Source organism: Lentzea sp. HUAS TT2 (genome assembly GCF_051853195.1).
Taxonomy (GTDB): Bacteria; Actinomycetota; Actinomycetes; order Mycobacteriales; family Pseudonocardiaceae; genus Lentzea.
This window is the reverse complement of record NZ_CP196667.1, coordinates 4217365-4233510: the sequence shown is the minus strand read 5'-3', so window position 1 is coordinate 4233510 and position 16146 is coordinate 4217365. Positions and strand designations below refer to the sequence as shown.

16 protein-coding genes are annotated in these 16146 nt (G+C 67.4%); 9 read left to right on the top strand and 7 right to left on the bottom strand.

Annotated features, from left to right (window positions below; genetic code table 11):
* Positions 1-103: 103 nt before the first annotated feature.
* Positions 104-1786, top strand: coding sequence for an acyl-CoA dehydrogenase (locus tag ACSHWB_RS21310; protein WP_439663749.1), 1683 nt, complete (start codon positions 104-106; stop codon positions 1784-1786).
* A gap of 118 nt (positions 1787-1904) precedes the next feature.
* Positions 1905-3908 carry an NPCBM/NEW2 domain-containing protein gene (locus ACSHWB_RS21305; protein ID WP_439663748.1) on the top strand — a complete coding sequence of 668 codons (2004 nt, stop codon included), beginning with the start codon at positions 1905-1907 and terminating at the stop codon, positions 3906-3908.
* On the opposite strand, the gene ACSHWB_RS21300 is transcribed toward ACSHWB_RS21305, so the two are convergent.
* Positions 3905-4498: a TetR/AcrR family transcriptional regulator C-terminal domain-containing protein gene (locus tag ACSHWB_RS21300; RefSeq protein ID WP_439664645.1), complete on the bottom strand. Its 594-nt coding sequence runs from the start codon at positions 4496-4498 to the stop codon at positions 3905-3907. The two genes, ACSHWB_RS21305 and ACSHWB_RS21300, sit on opposite strands and share 4 nt — an antisense overlap.
* A gap of 107 nt (positions 4499-4605) precedes the next feature.
* On the opposite strand from ACSHWB_RS21300, the gene ACSHWB_RS21295 reads away from it, so the two are divergent.
* Positions 4606-5046 carry an ester cyclase gene (locus tag ACSHWB_RS21295; RefSeq protein WP_439663747.1) on the top strand — a complete coding sequence of 147 codons (441 nt, stop codon included), beginning with the start codon at positions 4606-4608 and terminating at the stop codon, positions 5044-5046.
* Here ACSHWB_RS21295 and ACSHWB_RS21290 read toward each other — a convergent pair.
* From ACSHWB_RS21290 to ACSHWB_RS21270, 5 genes are all read right to left on the bottom strand, one after another.
* Positions 5043-5942: an asparaginase gene (locus tag ACSHWB_RS21290; protein WP_439663746.1), complete on the bottom strand. Its 900-nt coding sequence runs from the start codon at positions 5940-5942 to the stop codon at positions 5043-5045. The two genes, ACSHWB_RS21295 and ACSHWB_RS21290, sit on opposite strands and share 4 nt — an antisense overlap.
* A complete protein-coding gene (locus ACSHWB_RS21285) occupies positions 5923-6690 on the bottom strand; it encodes an amino acid ABC transporter permease (RefSeq protein ID WP_439663745.1) in 768 nt (255 codons plus the stop codon). The genes ACSHWB_RS21290 and ACSHWB_RS21285 overlap by 20 nt, the downstream gene beginning before the upstream one ends.
* Complete coding sequence (locus ACSHWB_RS21280) at positions 6690-7304, bottom strand: amino acid ABC transporter permease (protein WP_439663744.1); 615 nt, start codon at positions 7302-7304, stop codon at positions 6690-6692. The genes ACSHWB_RS21285 and ACSHWB_RS21280 overlap by 1 nt, the downstream gene beginning before the upstream one ends.
* Positions 7301-8179 carry a glutamate ABC transporter substrate-binding protein gene (locus ACSHWB_RS21275; protein WP_439663743.1) on the bottom strand — a complete coding sequence of 293 codons (879 nt, stop codon included), beginning with the start codon at positions 8177-8179 and terminating at the stop codon, positions 7301-7303. The genes ACSHWB_RS21280 and ACSHWB_RS21275 overlap by 4 nt, the downstream gene beginning before the upstream one ends.
* Before the next feature lie 107 nt (positions 8180-8286).
* Positions 8287-8493 carry a cold-shock protein gene (locus ACSHWB_RS21270; RefSeq protein ID WP_030468404.1) on the bottom strand — a complete coding sequence of 69 codons (207 nt, stop codon included), beginning with the start codon at positions 8491-8493 and terminating at the stop codon, positions 8287-8289.
* Positions 8494-8704: 211 nt separating this feature from the next.
* On the opposite strand from ACSHWB_RS21270, the gene ACSHWB_RS21265 reads away from it, so the two are divergent.
* Together ACSHWB_RS21265 and ACSHWB_RS21260 are read left to right on the top strand one after the other, a co-directional pair.
* Positions 8705-8938, top strand: a complete 234-nt coding sequence (locus ACSHWB_RS21265) for a hypothetical protein (RefSeq protein WP_439663742.1) — start codon at positions 8705-8707, stop codon at positions 8936-8938.
* A gap of 74 nt (positions 8939-9012) precedes the next feature.
* Entirely contained in the window at positions 9013-9717 is a 705-nt protein-coding gene (locus ACSHWB_RS21260) for a hypothetical protein (RefSeq protein WP_439663741.1), read from the top strand.
* A gap of 10 nt (positions 9718-9727) precedes the next feature.
* Here ACSHWB_RS21260 and ACSHWB_RS21255 read toward each other — a convergent pair whose 3' ends face one another.
* Positions 9728-10810 carry a sugar ABC transporter substrate-binding protein gene (locus ACSHWB_RS21255; protein ID WP_439663740.1) on the bottom strand — a complete coding sequence of 361 codons (1083 nt, stop codon included), beginning with the start codon at positions 10808-10810 and terminating at the stop codon, positions 9728-9730.
* 243 nt (positions 10811-11053) lie between these two features.
* Here ACSHWB_RS21255 and ACSHWB_RS21250 point away from each other — a divergent pair, with 243 nt between their 5' ends.
* The 4 genes from ACSHWB_RS21250 to ACSHWB_RS21235 all read left to right on the top strand — a co-directional run bounded on the left by ACSHWB_RS21250 (position 11054) and on the right by ACSHWB_RS21235 (position 16058).
* Complete coding sequence (locus tag ACSHWB_RS21250; protein WP_439664644.1) at positions 11054-12754, top strand: S8 family serine peptidase; 1701 nt, start codon at positions 11054-11056, stop codon at positions 12752-12754.
* Positions 12755-12933: 179 nt separating this feature from the next.
* Positions 12934-13650 carry a MerR family transcriptional regulator gene (locus ACSHWB_RS21245; RefSeq protein WP_439663739.1) on the top strand — a complete coding sequence of 239 codons (717 nt, stop codon included), beginning with the start codon at positions 12934-12936 and terminating at the stop codon, positions 13648-13650.
* 52 nt (positions 13651-13702) lie between these two features.
* The gene (locus ACSHWB_RS21240) at positions 13703-15163 is read left to right on the top strand and encodes an alpha/beta hydrolase (RefSeq protein WP_439663738.1); all 1461 of its coding nucleotides are present in this window, start codon (positions 13703-13705) and stop codon (positions 15161-15163) included.
* A gap of 109 nt (positions 15164-15272) precedes the next feature.
* Positions 15273-16058 carry a chitosanase gene (locus ACSHWB_RS21235; RefSeq protein WP_439663737.1) on the top strand — a complete coding sequence of 262 codons (786 nt, stop codon included), beginning with the start codon at positions 15273-15275 and terminating at the stop codon, positions 16056-16058.
* Positions 16059-16146: the final 88 nt, after the last annotated feature.

Sequence of the window (16146 nt, the reverse complement as noted above, 5' to 3'; positions counted from 1 at the left end):
TTACGCCGGGGGTCCGACAATTTCTGAGGAGGAGGGAAACCCCACGTAGACCCACAAGTTACTCACTGGTAGCGTCCGAAACAGGAGACGCAAGGAGGCGCCAGTGCTGCTCGACCCGAACCACTACGACCCCGCCCATCTCGACGACGAGACACGCCGCCTGCTCAAGGCGACCGTCGACTGGTTCGAGGCCCGCGGCAAGCGGCAGCTCATCGCGGACGCGCAGGACAAGGTCTGGTACACCGAGTTCCTCGACTTCGTGAAGCAGGAGAAGCTCTTCGCCACCTTCTGCACGCCGAGTTCGGTAGACGGCACCAAGCGCTGGGACGCCGCCCGCAACGCCGCGTTCAGCGAGGTGCTCGGCTTCTACGGCCTGCAGTACTGGTACGCCTGGCAGGTCACGGTCCTCGGGCTCGGCCCCATCTGGATGAGCGGCAACGAGGAGGCCAAGCAGAAGGCGGCGGCCCTCCTCGACAGCGGCGCGGTCTTCGCGTTCGGCCTCTCCGAGAAGGAACACGGCGCCGACGTCTACAGCACCGACATGATCGTCACGAAGACCGACGACGGTTACCGCGCCAACGGCAGCAAGTACTACATCGGCAACGGCAACGTCGCCGGCATGGTCAGCGTGTTCGGCAAGATCGACGACGAGTACCTCTTCTTCGCCGTCGACAGCCAGCACGAGAACTTCCACCTCGTCAAGAACGTCGTGGACAGCCAGATGTTCGTGAGCGAGTTCCGCCTCGAGGACTACCCGCTCACCGACGCCGACGTCCTACACCGCGGCCCCGACGCCTTCAGCGCCGCGCTCAACACCGTGAACGTCGGCAAGTTCAACCTCTGCACGGCCAGCATCGGCATCTGCGAGCACTCCTTCTACGAGGCGATCACCCACGCCCACAACCGGATCCTCTACGGCAACCCGGTCACGGACTTCCCGCACGTGCGCCAGAACTTCGTGGACGCCTACGCGCGCCTCACCGCGATGAAGCTCTTCGCGGACCGCAGCGTCGACTACTTCAGGTCCGCCGGCGAGAACGACCGCCGCTACCTCCTCTTCAACCCCATCACCAAGATGAAGGTCACGAGCGAGGGCGAGAACGTCATCGACCTGCTCTGGGACGTCATCGCGGCCAAGGGTTTCGAGAAGGACACCTACTTCACCCGCGCCACGGCCGACATCCGCGCGCTGCCCAAGCTCGAGGGCACCGTGCACGTGAACCTGGCCCTGGTGCTCAAGTTCATGCCGAACTACCTCTTCAACCCCAAGGCCTACGACGAGGTCCCGACCCGCCACGACGCGACGGACGACGACTTCTTCTGGCACCAGGGCCCCGCGCGCGGGCTCGGCAAGATCCAGTTCCACGACTGGGAGCCGATCTACACCGAGCACGCCCACCTGCCCAACGTGGCGCTGTTCCACGAGCAGGCCAACGCCATCAAGGCGCTGCTCACCCAGGCCGCGCCGGACGAGGCCCAGCAGAAGGACCTCGACTTCCTGCTCAACCTCGGCCATCTCTTCACCCTGGTCGTCTACGGCCAGCTGGTCCTGGAGCAGGCGAAGATCACGAACACCGACCAGAACGTGCTCGACCAGATCTTCGACGTCCTGGTCCGCGACTTCGCCGGCTACGCGACCGCCCTGCACGGCAAGGCGAGCAGCACCGAGGCCCAGCAGCAGTGGGCGATCGGCCAGATCCGCAAGCCGCACGTCGACCAGGCCCGGTTCGACGCCGTCTGGCAGCAGGTCGAGGCGCTGTCCGGCAAGTACGAGATGCGCCCGTAGGCACCGAACGAGACGCGAGGGGGCGGAGCCGACAGGTTCCGCCCCCTTGACGGGTGCGTTACACAAACGTTTACATGAAGCTCTGCCGCCGCACTCCGCAGATTGGAGCGCGCGCAAAGTGGATCTCCGCAGATGGCGCACAGCCGCAGTCGCCAGCCTGATCGCCGCAGGCACCCTCGTCACGCCCCAGGCTCACGCGCAGAAGCCAGACCTCGCGCTGACACCGCCGATGGGCTTCAACAACTGGAACAGCACGCACTGCCGCAACGACTTCAACGAAGACATGGTCAAGGGCATCGCCGACATCTTCGTGACCAAGGGCCTGAAGGACGCGGGCTACGAGTACGTCAACATCGACGACTGCTGGGCCCTCCCCGAACGCGACGCGAACGGCGACCTGGTCCCCCATCCGACGAGATTCCCCAACGGCATCAAGGCTGTCGCGGACTACGTGCACGCCAAGGGTCTCAAGTTCGGGATCTACACGAGCGCGGGAACCAAGACCTGCAACAAGGAAGGCGGTTTCCCGGGCGGCCTCGACCACGAGGTGCAGGACGCGCGGCTGTTCGCGAACTGGGGCGTCGACTACCTCAAGTACGACAACTGCAACAACCAGGGCGTCGACGCGAAACTCCGCTACACCAGGATGCGCGACGCCCTGAACGCCACCGGGCGGAAGATCGTGTTCAGCCTCTGCGAGTGGGGCCAGAACAAGCCGTGGGAGTGGGCGAAGGACGTCGGCCACCTGTGGCGCACCACCGGGGACATCAGTGACAACTGGAACTCCATGGTGTCGATCGCCAAGCGCAACATGGAGCTCGCCGACTTCGCGGGCCCCGGCCACTGGAACGACCCGGACATGCTGGAGGTCGGCAACGGCGGCATGACGGACCTCGAGTACCGCAGCCACTTCAGCCTCTGGTCGATCATGGCCGCACCGCTGCTGATCGGCGCGGACCTGCGCAAGGTCAGCCCCGAGACGTTCGAGATCCTGGAGAACCGCGAGGTCATCGCCGTCAACCAGGACAGGCTCGGGGTGCAGGGCAAGGTGATCCGCAACGAAGGCGGCAACCACGTCCTCGTCAAGCCGCTCAGCAACGGCGACAAGGCCGTCCTCCTCTTCAACGAGAACGACAGCGCGGCCACGATGTCCGTCACGGCAACGGAACTGGGCCTGGACCAGGCATCCGGCTACCGGGTCCGCGACCTCTGGGCCAAGACCACCACGCACACCGCGAACGCGATCAGCGCCGCACTCCCGCCGCACGGCTCGGCGATGTTCCGCGTCAGCAAGGCCACCGACTGGTACCGGTACCCGCCCGCGATCACCACGGCCGCGGACGGCGAAGTCCTGTACCCGGGCGCACTTCCGATCGTCCAGCCAGGAAAGACGGTCACCTACACGACGTCGGTCACCAACGCCGGCCGCCTGCCGGTCGCCCTGGTCCAGGCCGCTCTCCAGGTCCCCCTGGGCTGGTCCGCGAAGGCCACGACGACCAGCTTCAAGGCGGTCCTGCACGGCGAGAAGAGCTTCCGGACCACCTGGCAGGTCACCGTGCCGCAGGACGTCCAGGCAGGCCGGTTCCCCGTCACCGCGAGCTTCTCCTTCCACAGCCCGCACGAGAACAACCCGGTGACCAGGCAGTACTCCACCGAGGCACTGGTACCCGGCGCGGCACCGAAGGGCGAGCTCTTCGTCAGCGACCTCAAGTGGTTGCGGTCGGCGAACGGCCACGGCCCGGTCGAGGCCGACACCACCAACGGCGAGGCCAAGCAAGGTGACGGCGGCCCGATCACCCTGCGCGGCAAGGTCTTCGCGAAGGGCCTCGGCACGCACGCCCCCGCCCACGTCGAGTACTACACGGGTGGCGCCTGCACGAAGCTCACCGCGACCATCGGCATCGACGACAGGAAGGTCAACCCGCTCAGCCTCGTCAGCTACGAGGTCTGGGCCGACGACCGGCTGGTCCACGACAGCGGCCCGGTCACCGGCACCGACGCCGCGAAGCCGCTGCAGGCCGACGTCTCCGGAGCCGTGGTCACCAGGCTGGTCGTCAAGGACGGCGGCAACGGCAAGTCCTACGACCACGCCGACTGGGCCGACCTCAGGATCACCTGCTAATCGGACCGGTACCGCTCCAGGGCCGCGATCATGAGTTCGAGCCCGAACTCGAACTCATGATCGTGGTCGTAGGTCCCCAGCTCGTCGAGCACCCCGGCGGACAACGGGAACGCCGCCATGTCGACCTCGACGTACGGGGACAGCGCGATCCCGCCGAGCTCCGGCGAGGTCGCGACCTCCCTCATCAACGTGCCCAGCAGGTACGACACCATCGCGCGCATCATCCCGACGGCGACCTTGCCCCGGAAGCCCGCGCGGTCGAAGTTCATCAGCGCCGCCTCGATCGTGCGGAACCCCGCCTCGGTGCTCAGCCGCCGCGTCGCCAGCATCACGAACGCGCGGGGGTGCCGGCGGGCCAGCGCCCGCACCGCACGGGCGTGCGCCCGGATGTGGTCGCGCCAGTCGTCACTGTCCACCGCGTACGGCTGCGCCTCGGCCATGATCCGCTCGGCCGCGAGATCGACCAGCACGGCCTTGTTCGGCACGTGGTTGTACAGCGACATCGTGCCCGCGCCCAGCTCGGCGGCGAGACGCCGCATCGAGACGGCCTCGACGCCCTCGCATTCGATCAACCTCACGGCCGCATCCACGATGCGTGCGCGGGTCAGCGGTTCACGTGACGAGGACACTGGCGGAGACCATGTGACGTGGAGTAGCTTCCCTGCGACGTACGGCGTACGTAGGAGGGTCAGCCGGCATGACCGAGTCCAAGGCGCTCAGAGCGCTGCGTGAAGCGATCGTCTTGGAGCACATGGAGTCGCAGAACGAGCACGACTTCGACACCTCCCTGAACACGTTTCCGCACCCCCGCTACGAGATCATGGCGTCCGGCCAGGTCTTCGAAGGCGTGGACGCGGTTCGCGACTACTGGCAGCGCACCCGTGCGGCGTTCCCCGACCAGCGCAACAAGGTCATCGACGTCCACCACGCGGACGACGCCGTCATCCTCGAGTTCGAACTGCAGGGCACGCACCTCGGCAGTCTCACCGGTGAAGAAGTTACCGGACGGTCGTTCAAGGTCAGGATGGTCGGCTTCTTCCTCTTCGACAAGGACGTCCTCGTCTGCGAGCGCGTCTACGGCGACACGGCCACCGTCATGGCCCAGCTCGGCATGCTCGACGTCCCCGAGAAGTTCTAGAACACCACGCGGACCTCCCCGACGACCTGCCCACCCCCGAGCACCGGTACCGACAGGGATTCCTTGGCGGGCGACACGTCAAACCCCAGCGCCGCCAGCGCCGTGAGCCCGATCGCCGTCGTGGCGCGGGGATTGCCGTCGAGGACCTTCACCGCGACCGCGTGGCCCGCCGAGGTCGCCAGCACCAGCACGCCCTCCGCGCCGCCCTTGGCCACCACGCCCGGCAGCTGCTGCATGACCACGGTGTTCACGTGCCCGGTTCCTCCGACGTACTCGGGAAACCCGCGCATGGCATCGGCGACGGGCGTGCGCACCAGGCCCTGCATCGCGCGCGCCAGGCCGTGCAACGACAACCCGAAGACAGGCGCGCCGCAGCCGTCGATCGCCGTGTGCGCGACGGACTCGCCAGACAGGTCCTCCACCGTCCGCATCACCAGCTGCTGCAACGGATGTGACGGCTCCAGGTAGGTCTGCGTCGGCCATCGAGCCGCCACACACGCCGCGAGCATCGCCGCGTGCTTGCCGGAGCAGTTCATCCGCACCCGAGAAGGCTCCGTCACGCGCCGGCGCGTCTCCTCGTCCTCCGGCCAGGAGGCAGGACAGCGCAGCAACCCCACCGGCAACCCGCCGAGCAGCTGCATCACCAGTTCGACGTGCCGGTTCTCCCCCGTGTGCGACCCTGCCGCGATCGCCAGCGCGGGCCCGGCGAGGGGCGCCCCCGCGGACAGGCACGCCAGCGCCTGGAACGGCTTCATGCACGACCGCGGCAGCACCGGGTCCTCCACCGCGCCGACGGACACGCCCACGGCACCGGACGGCAGCAGGCCGACGACGCTGCCGTGGTGCAGGCTCTCCACGAACCCCGACCGGGTCACCTCAGCGAGCAGTGCGGGCACGGGAAGCCTCCAGCCGGTGGGCCAGCCTGGACAGCGCCAGGTTGACCACGAGGTAGACGAACGCGACGACGATGAACGTCTGGATCAGCAGACCGTTGTAGTTCGCGAGCACCCGCCCGTTGAACAACAACTCCGTGTAGGACACGACATATCCCAGCGAGGTGTCCTTCAACAGACTGACAGCCTGGGTCACGAGCAACGGCGTCATGTGCCGCACGGCCTGTGGCAGCACCACGAACCGCGTCACCACGCCGTCCGGCATGCCGAGCGACAGCCCTGCCTCGCGCTGACCGGGATCGACCGCCGAGACGCCCGCCCGGAAGATCACCGCGTAGGACGCCGCGTGCGACAACGCCAGCGGCACCACGAGTTTCCAGAACAGCGGCAGGTTGATCCCGAACGACGGCAGCACGAACAGCATCACGTATACGAGCAGCAGCACCGGAACCGTGCGCATGACCTCGGCGTAGTCGCGGGTGAACCGGTTGGGCCGCAGCGCGAGCAGCAACCCACCCGCCATCGCCAGCACTCCCGTCGCGCACGCCGCCACCACCGTCGACCACAGGCCCCCGAGCAGATAACGCCACACGGGCCAGGTCAGATACGGCCTCCACCGAACAGGGTCGAGCTGCCCGCCGGCCGCGAACTGCCGCAACCCCAGCGCCACCAGTCCGAGGATCACCAGCGCGGACACCACCGAGACCCAGAGGACCCGGCGGCGGGCGCGGGGGCCAGGAGCGTCGAACATCAGGCCAGCCGCCGTTCCAGCACCCGAGCCCCGAACCCGATGCCCGCGGCCATCACCAGATAACAGAGCCCGACGCCGGTGAAGACCAGCAACGGCTGCGCGAGCTCCAGGTTGATCCGTTGCGCCGCACGGGTCATGTCCACCACGCCGACGGCACCGGCCAGCGCCGTGGCCATCGTCAGCGCGATCGCGATGTTCGCCAACGGCTGCACGACGTTCCTGGAGGCCTGGGGCAGGATCACGTGCCGCAACGACTGCCGCAGCGACAGCCCCAGTGCCCGCGCGGCCTCCCCCTGCCCGGACGCCACCGAGTTCACGCCCGACCGCAGCGCCTCCGCCACGAAAGCCGCCTCGTACAGGGAGATCGCCGTGAAGGCCGTCCAGAACAGCGGCATCTTCAGGCCCACCTCCGGCAGCCCGAACACGAACAGCACGAGCCACGCGAGCAGCGGGATGTTCCTCCACACCTCGACGTAGACGGCACCGACGCCCCGCAGCAACGGGACCGGCACGATCCGCAGGACGGCCACGAGCAACCCGACGAGCAACGCGCCGGCGAACGACAGCAGGGTCAGGGCAACGGTGTTCAGAAAGCCTTCGAGGACCAGGCTCATGAGGCGATCGCGGGTGGCGCCGGCGCGTCGCCGGTCACCACGGTGCCGATCGTCTGCTTCCAGACCTCCCGCCACAGCCCCGACTTGCCGATCTCGCGCAGCCAGTCGTTCACGAACTTCGTGAACTCCGCGTCGCCGTGCTTGATGCCGATGCCGTACGGGTCCTCGGTGAACGGCTCGCCGACGAGCTGCAGCTCGCTGTCCTTGGACGCGTCGGCGACGAGAATCGCCTGGTCCTGCACGTAAGCCTCACCGCGGCCCTGCTTGAGCGCCGTCAGGCACTCGGGATCGGAACCGAACTCCAGGATCTTCGCGGTGGGCGCCGCGTCCTGCACCGCCTTCACGCCGGGGGTGTTCGCGCCGACGATGACGGTCTTGCCCGCCAGATCAGCGGGTGTGCCGATGCCGGACGTGCCCTTGCGCACCGCGATCGACTGCCCCGACTGGTAGTACGGACCGGCGAACGACACGCGCTCCTGACGGGCGGGCGTGATCGTGTAGGTCTGGATGATCACGTCCACGGTGCCGTTGGCCAGCAACGGTTCGCGGGTCTCGGAGGTGGCCGACAGCAGCTCCGTCGAGGGCTTGCCGACGACGTAGTGCGCGAGCAGCTTGCCCAGGTAGGCGTCGAACCCCGTGAGCTCGCCGCTGATCGGGTCGAGCTGCGACAGCAGAGGAGCGTCCTGGGAGCCGCCGATGAGCAGCTCACCGCGCTTCTTGATGCGGTCGACGGCCGAGCCAGGGGTGACCTGACCTGTGTAGACGGGCGCCTTGGCCAGCAGCGCGTCGATCTTGCTCCCGCCCGGCACGGCGTCAGAGCCACCGGCGCACCCGGCCACGAAGAGCAACACAGCCGCTACGAACAGTCTCCCCATGCCGCGACGCTACTGAGCGCGATCAAGCGGGCACAAGACACGACAAAGCCGCTTGTCCGATAGTGGACAGGCGGCTTGTCTTGATTCAGATGCAGATCAGTTCAGACTCAGACGGCGCGAACGCCCTGGGCCTGCGGGCCCTTCTGGCCCTGACCGATCTCGAACTCGACCCGCTGGTTCTCCTCGAGAGCCTTGTAGCCGTTCATCTGGATCTCGGAGTAGTGGACGAACACGTCGGCGCCACCGTTGTCAGGGGAGATGAAGCCGAAGCCCTTCTCCGCGTTGAACCACTTGACGGTGCCCTGTACTGCCATCTTGCTACTTCTCCTCTAACAGGTGCCGGATCGCGCTCGCGACCACCGGGTCAAGTCACGGGCAGCGTCTTCTCCGGAACCTGGAGAACCCGCTCGCTCGCAACCTCGTTCCGCGAGCGGGGTGATCCACGAACACGAAACGTACGACCGCAGACAGTCAACCACGCCTCCCCGTCCTCAGTCGAGCGCTCGATTTCGCTGCTACCGTGAGATGCCAAATGAGTTCGCGGAGGTGCTCGTGTCGGAGCAGACGGCGGTGTCGATCAAGGTCACGGTCGCCTCCGGTGGCCTGGCCGCGCTCGCCGGAAAGCTCCTCCGCAAGGCCTCCGCGGAAGATCGCGACGAGGGCCCCAGGACCATCGTGAACCGCTCCGAGGGCGATGTGCTCGGCACCCTGTTGCAGATCGGCACCGTGAAGAACATGCACCTGCGCGAAGGCCGGTAACCTGGAGGGTCGAAGACCCAGGGGGCCGTGGCTTGACCGGCAGCGAACGACTGCTCTTCTTCTTCATCGGTTTGGTGACCACATTCGTGTTCATCCGCATCAGCGTGCGCCTGATCAGGGCGAAGGTCCGCTGGTGGCCGGGAAACATCGTGCACGGCGACACGCACGTGCATCACGTCGTGTTCGGCACCGTGCTGTTGCTCCTGTCCAGCGTCACGAGCCTCGTCATCCCGGACGACCTGCACGGCGCCAGGCTCGCCTCCTCGGCCGTGCTCGGGGTGGGCGCGGCGCTGGTGCTGGACGAGTTCGCGCTGATCCTGCACCTGAGGGACGTGTACTGGACGAAGGCAGGTCGGCTGTCCGTGGACGCCGTGTTCCTCGCCGTCGGTCTCACCGGGACGTTCCTGCTCGGCGCCCGCCCGTTCGGCTACGACGAGGTGCTGCAGCTCAACCCGGAGACGACGCCGGCGTCCACGTTCACGCTGAGGGTGATCGCGATCTCGGTGAACCTGTGCTTCGCGATCGTGGCGCTGCTCAAGGGGAAGATCTGGACGGGGCTGCTCGGCCTGCTCGTGCCGGTGGTGCCGGCCGTGGGCGCCGTGCGGCTGGCGCGGCCGGGCTCACCGTGGGCGCGCTGGCGTTACCCGGAGGGCTCGCGCAAGCTGACCCGCGCGTACCGCCGGGAGGCGAGGATCCGGCAGCCGATCATCAAGGTGAAGATCGCCGTGCAGGAGTTCATCTCGGGACGTCACGACCTGCCCGATCAGGACAGGCCGTGACGACGGTCTCCTAGCCTCCGAGGATGTCCTGCTGGGCGCACGCCTGCGCGAGGGCACCGGCGCACAGTTCCGCCGGCTTGACGATGCCCTCCGTGACGAGCGTCCGGACGGTGTCCTTCTTGATCAGCGTCGCGCCGAGCAGCACCGACTTCATGTCGCGCCGCGAGACGGGGTCGCGGAGGTTGCCGGTGGCGAGGTCGTCGGCACCCTCCAGGTCACCGCGGGCGACGGCGATCGCCAGCCTGGCCGCGGCCTCGGCCTCGTCGCGCACCGGCTTGTAGACGGTGACGCACTGGTCGCCGCTCAGCACGGCCCGCAGACCGTCCACAGTGGCGTCCTGGCCGGTGACCGGGACCCTGATGTTCTTCTTCTTGAGCACGGCGATGACCGCGCCCGCCAGTCCGTCGTTGGCCGCGACCACGCCGTCGACCTTGTTCTGGTTCTCGGTCAGGATCTGCTCGAACAGCTGCCCGCCGAGCTCGTTGTCCCAGTTGTCCACCGGCTGCGACTTCACCAGCTTGAGCGCGCCGCTGTCGTACTTCGGCGCGAGCCTCGACTTCTGGCCCTGGGTGAAGAGCGTGGCGTTGTGGTCGGTCGGGGCGCCCTCGATCTCGATGATGTTGGCGCCGGGTTTCTCGCCGAGGCAGCTCAGCAGGCCGTCCGCCTGCAGCTGCCCGACGTTCACGCTGTCGAAGCCGACGTGGTACTCCGCCTGGCCACCCAGGGTGACGCGGTCGTAGTCGATGACCGGGATACCCGCGGCCTTCGCCTTCTTCTGGACCGCCAGGCCACCCGCGGCCGAGAGCGGCGTGATCATCATGACCTTCACCTTGCGGCGGATCATCTCGTCGGCGATCTGCGCGAACTTCGCCTCGTTGCCCTCGGCGTTCTCCATGAACGGTTCGATGTCCGCATAGTTGAACGCCTGCGTGAGCAGAGGACGGTCCTGTTCTTCCCAACGCGCGGATGTCGTTCGGTCGGGAAGGATTACCCCGACGATTGGTTTGGGACCGCGCGTGGGCAGCGTCGGAGAGCCCTGACCTGCGTCACCACAGGCAGAGAGGAGAAAGAGCAGGCACGCCGACGTTGCCATTACCCGTCTTCGCATAATCGCGAAGTCCAGCGCTTGAATCTTGTTAAGTCAAGATTTGTTCTCATAACATCACGCTCCGCTTCCGATCGGCTACAGTTCGATTCCGTACGAAAGGTGCTGATGCGAGGCGAATTTTCGTGTCAGTGTGTCCAACTTGGGCGGCAATCGGGGGCTGCCCGTGTTGTTGGATCCAGCCCTGATCGGGTGTGAGGAGACAGCTAGGTGAGAACGCGCAGAACCGTGATGGCGGTGGCGGCAACGGTGTCGCTGATCGCCGCGGGCACTTCGGCGGCGGGGGCCGCACCGGCCTCCACAGGGCCGGTCACGGAGTACACCGTCCTTCTGGAAGAACCCGGAAACCGCGACTTCGCGATCGACGCCGTGGAAGCGGCGGGCGGCGAGGTCGTGCGGAGCAACGACGCCGTCGGCCTGCTGACGGTGAAGGCTCCCGCGAACGGCTTCGCGGAGAAGGTTTCCGCTTCGAGCGCGATCGTCGGTGCGGCTCGGACCAAGCCGATCGGGCACGCGCCCGCGGCGAAGGCCGAGAAGGCCAAGCGGGACAACGTCGAGAAGGAGAACAAGGGCGAGAAGCCGAACAAGGCTCCCGCCCAGCAGGGGTCGACCGCCGGCATGGACCCGCTCGACGGGGACCTGTGGGGCCTGAACCTCGTTCGCTCCAACATCGCCCGGGCCAAGCAGGCCGGCGACAAGCGCGTGTACGTCGGCATTCTCGACACCGGTGTGGACGGTTCCCACCCGGACATCGCGCCGAACTTCAACAACGAGCTCTCGCGCAACTTCACCGTCGACATCCCGAACGACTCCGACGGTGGCGTGTTCGACGGCCCGTGTGAGTTCCGCGGTTGCGTCGACCCGGCGAACTGGGACGACGGCGGCCACGGCACGCACGTCGCCGGCACCATCGGCGCCGCTGCCAACGGTTTCGGCATCTCCGGTGTCGCGCCGAACGTGTCGCTGGTCAACATCCGCGGCGGGCAGGACGCGGGTTCGTTCTTCCTGCAGCCCGTCGTCGACGCCCTGACCTACGGCGCCGACATCGGCCTGGACGTCATCAACATGTCGTTCTACGTCGACCCCTGGTACATGAACTGCGCCAACGACCCCACGGCCTCGGCCGAGGAGCAGCTGGAGCAGCGCACGATCATCGCGACCGTGCAGCGCGCGCTGAACTACGCGCACCGCAAGGGCGTCACCCTGATCGGTGCCGGTGGCAACAACCACGAGGACCTGGGCAAGCCGCGCCAGGACACCGTGAGCCCGAACTACCCGCCGGGTCACAACCGCCCGCGCCCGGTCGACAACGCGACCTGCCTGAACCTGCCGACCGAGGGCAACCACGTCATCTCGGTGTCGGCTCTCGGCCCGTCGACCCTCAAGGCCGACTACTCGAACTACGGCCTTGAGCAGACCGAGGTCTCGGCTCCCGGTGGCTACTTCCGCGACGGCCTCGGCACGCCGTGGTACCGCACCAACGAGAACCTGATCCTGTCCACCTACCCGCGCAACGTCGCTCTCGCCGAAGGCGCGATCGACGAGGCCGGCAACATCACGCCCGACGGCCTGGCCGCCGGCGTGAAGAAGGCCGTGCAGGGCGACAAGGTCGGCTACTACCAGTTCCTGCAGGGCACCTCGATGGCCGCCCCGCACGCCGCTGGTGTCGCCGCGCTGATCGTCAGCCAGTACGGCAAGAAGGACAAGAAGAACGCCGGACTGACCCTCGACCCCGACAAGGTCAAGAAGGTCCTGCTCAAGACCGCGACGCAGCGCGCCTGCCCGAACCCGCGCACTGTCTCGTACGTCAACGTGGGCCGCACGCCGGAGTTCGACGCCACCTGTGAGGGTGACTCGAAGTTCAACGGCTTCTACGGTCACGGCATCGTGGACGCCTACGGCGCTGTCACCCGTGGTGGCCAGTTCCTGTAAGTCGTTGTAAGTCCTTGTAGGACAACAAAAGGCCCCCGGTGTCTTGCCGGGGGCCTTTTGCGTGCGACGAAAGTGGACTCTCGCCGACACCTTCGTCTGAACTGTCCCGGCCTGCCTTGACCGTGCCGTAGCGGCATAGTTTCAACTGGGTCCTGTCAGCAACCGGGGAGGAGGACGTCGTGGCGTGGAGCACCAGTCAGCTGGCCGATCTCGCCGGCACGACGTTGCGCACGATCCGGCACTACCACGACGTGGGCCTGCTCGCCGAGCCGGAACGCCGCGCCAACGGCTACAAGAGCTATGGCGTGCCCCATCTCGTGCGGGTGCTCAGGATCAAGCGCCTCACCGATCTCGGTCTGTCGCTCACGCAGATCGCGGACCTCGGTGACGGGGACGAACATCCCCGCGAGGCGTTGCGGGAGCTCGACACCGAACTGGCGGCGCAGATCGAACGCCTGCAGCAGATCAGGGCCGAGCTGGCACTGGTGCTGCGCCAGGAGGTGCCGACCGACCTGCCGCCGGACGTCGCGGCGATGATCGAGAACGCGAACCTGTCTCCGCAGGACCGCTCGTTCACCGTCGTCATGGCCCAGCTGCTCTCACCGGAGACGCTGACGAGGTACGCCGGGACGCTGAAGGACTACGCGCGGGATCCGGCGGTCGTGGCGTTCGACAACCTGCCGGAGGACGCGGACGAGGCGACCCGGCAGGCCGTGGCGGACGCCATGCGCGAGATGCCGTACATGGCGCAGATGCGGGCCGAGTTCCCGGATCCGGCCGGCCTCTGGAGCGACGCGCCGCGCGGCGTGGAGCACGCGAGGCGGACGGTCGTGAAGGTCATGGTCGAGCTCTACAACAAGGCTCAGCTGGACGTTCTCGTCCGCATGAGCAGCTGAGCACTCATTTGTGGCGCACCGAGAGAGTGCGTCGTCGGGGAGGTATTTGCTAATGCGAAAAACGTTGTCGCTGGCCGCGGTCGTGACCGCCGCCGCAGGGCTGGTGGCGGTGCCGGGGGTGTCTGCCGCCGCCACGCCGAAGCCCGAGGTGCAGTGGGTCGCGTGTCCCACTGACGTGGCGCTGCCCGGACTGGAGTGCGGAAAGCTCCAGCTGCCGCTCGACTACCGCAAGCCGGAGGGTCGCAGGACCGAGGTGATGATCACCCGGCTGGCCAGCAAGAACCCCGCCAAGCGCAAGGGGATCCTGCTGACCAACCCCGGCGGCCCGAGCGAGGGCCTGACGTTCCCGTTCGTGCTGAAGGCGGTCGGACTGCCGCAGGACGTGCAGGACGCGTACGACATCATCGGCATGGACCCGCGGGGCATCGGCTACAGCTCACCGTCCACATGCGACATGACCGACGAGCAGATGGCGGACGGCAGCGTGCCTCCGTACGCCAACAACTCCGCCGAGGTGCGGCAGCGCGCCGACGAGGTCAAGAAGATCGCCGAACAGTGCCTCAGGTCGGCCTCGGCCGGCGAACTGCCGTACAACACGACCCAGAACATCGCGCGTGACCTGGACTCGGTCCGTGCGGCGCTGGGCGAGAAGAAGGCGTCGTTCCTCGGGTACTCGTACGGCTCGTACCTGGGTTCGGTGTACGCCACGCTGTTCCCGAAGACCTCCGAGCGCGTCGTGATCGACAGCAACCTGCCGAAGGGTGGCTGGGACGTCGAGGGCGGCCGGCTGATGGGCCGCGGCGTCGAGGACACGTTCCCCGACTTCGCGAAGTGGGCCGCGGCGCACCCCGAGTACAACCTGGGCACGACGCCGCAGCAGGTGCGCGCCAAGTTCTTCGACCTGGCCGCGAGGCTGGACAAGAAGCCTTCGGTGGAGGGCATCGACGGCAGGCTGTTCCGCTTCCTCACCTTCACGGCCCTCTACGCCACGGGTGACGAGGCCTTCGCGAAGCACGCCGCCTCCTGGAAGGCCTTCGACACCGGCCAGCCGCAGCCGCCGCAGGAGTACCCGGAGGTCCCGCGCGTCCAGGCCCTGCTGGCGGGCCGCCTGAACGTGATGTGCGGTGACTCCGCCTGGCCGTCGTCGGTCCGCACGTACGAGCGCAACGTGGAGATCGACCGCCTCCGCCACCCGATGTTCGGTGCGGGCGCCGCGAACATCCAGCCGTGCGCGTTCTTCCCGAAGCCGGTGGAGAAGCAGATCCTGCCGTCCGACCGCGGCCCGCGCAACGTGCTGCTGGTGCAGAACGAGCGCGACCCCGCGACGCCGCTGGTCGGCGCCCAGTCGACGCGTCGCGCGTTCGGCGACAGGGCCGCGATGATCACGATCGACCAGGGTGGGCACGGTGCCTACATCTTCGGCAAGAACAAGTGCGCCAACGACAAGGTGACCGCGTACCTGCTCGGCGGACAACGCCCGAACGACGTCAAGTGCGCAGCTGAAACTGGCTGATCCCTGACGGCCGGCTCGCCCACCGGGGTGAGCCGGCCCTTGCCGTGCGAGCGCTCCCACGCTACGGTCGCCCATCGTCGCCGCCGATTCCACTGTGGATTGGAGCGGCATGAATACGTTTGCACGGCTCGCGGCAACGGTTCTCTGCGCGGCGGCCCTCGTCACGCCCGGCACCGCCCAGGCGGCGGACCTGAACGACCCGCAGCTCAAGGACATCGCGATGCAGCTGGTGTCCAGTGCGGAGAACTCCTCTTTGGACTGGCGCGCGCAGTTCGGCTACATCGAGGACATCGACGACGGCCGCGGCTACACCGCCGGCATCATCGGCTTCTGCAGCGGCACGGGCGACATGCTCGACCTCGTCCGCCTCTACCGCGACTGGAAGCCCGGCAACGTCCTGGAGAAGTACCTGCCGGCGTTGGAGCGGGTGAACGGCACGCCGTCGCACGACGGCCTGGACCCGAACTTCCAGGGCGACTGGCGGGCAGCGGCCCAGGACGGCACGTTCCAGGGCGCGCAGGAGCACGAACGCGACCGCGTCTACTTCGACCCGGCCGTCACCCGCGCGAAGCAGGACGGCGTGCAGGCACTCGGTCAGTTCGCGTACTACGACGCGATCGTCATGCACGGCGACGGCTGGGGTGACCTGGACTTCTCCAGCATCCGCCGGCGCGCGCTCGACACCGGCGCCCGCCCGCCGGCCCAGGGTGGCGACGAGGTGCAGTGGCTGCACGCGTTCCTGGACGCACGCGTGTGGGCGATGAAGCAGGAGCCCGCGCACGAGGACACCAGCCGCGTCGACACGGCGCAGCGCCGGTTCCTCAACGAGGGCAAGCTCAACCTCGAACGCCCCCTGCAGTGGCACGTCTACGGCGAGCAGTTCGACATCAGGTGACCTGATTCTCCGGCGGAAACGTTTGCGCGACAAACGTTTCCGCCGGATTGCGCCAACTGAAGGCAATTGTCCGTTTCGCGAATTAGTA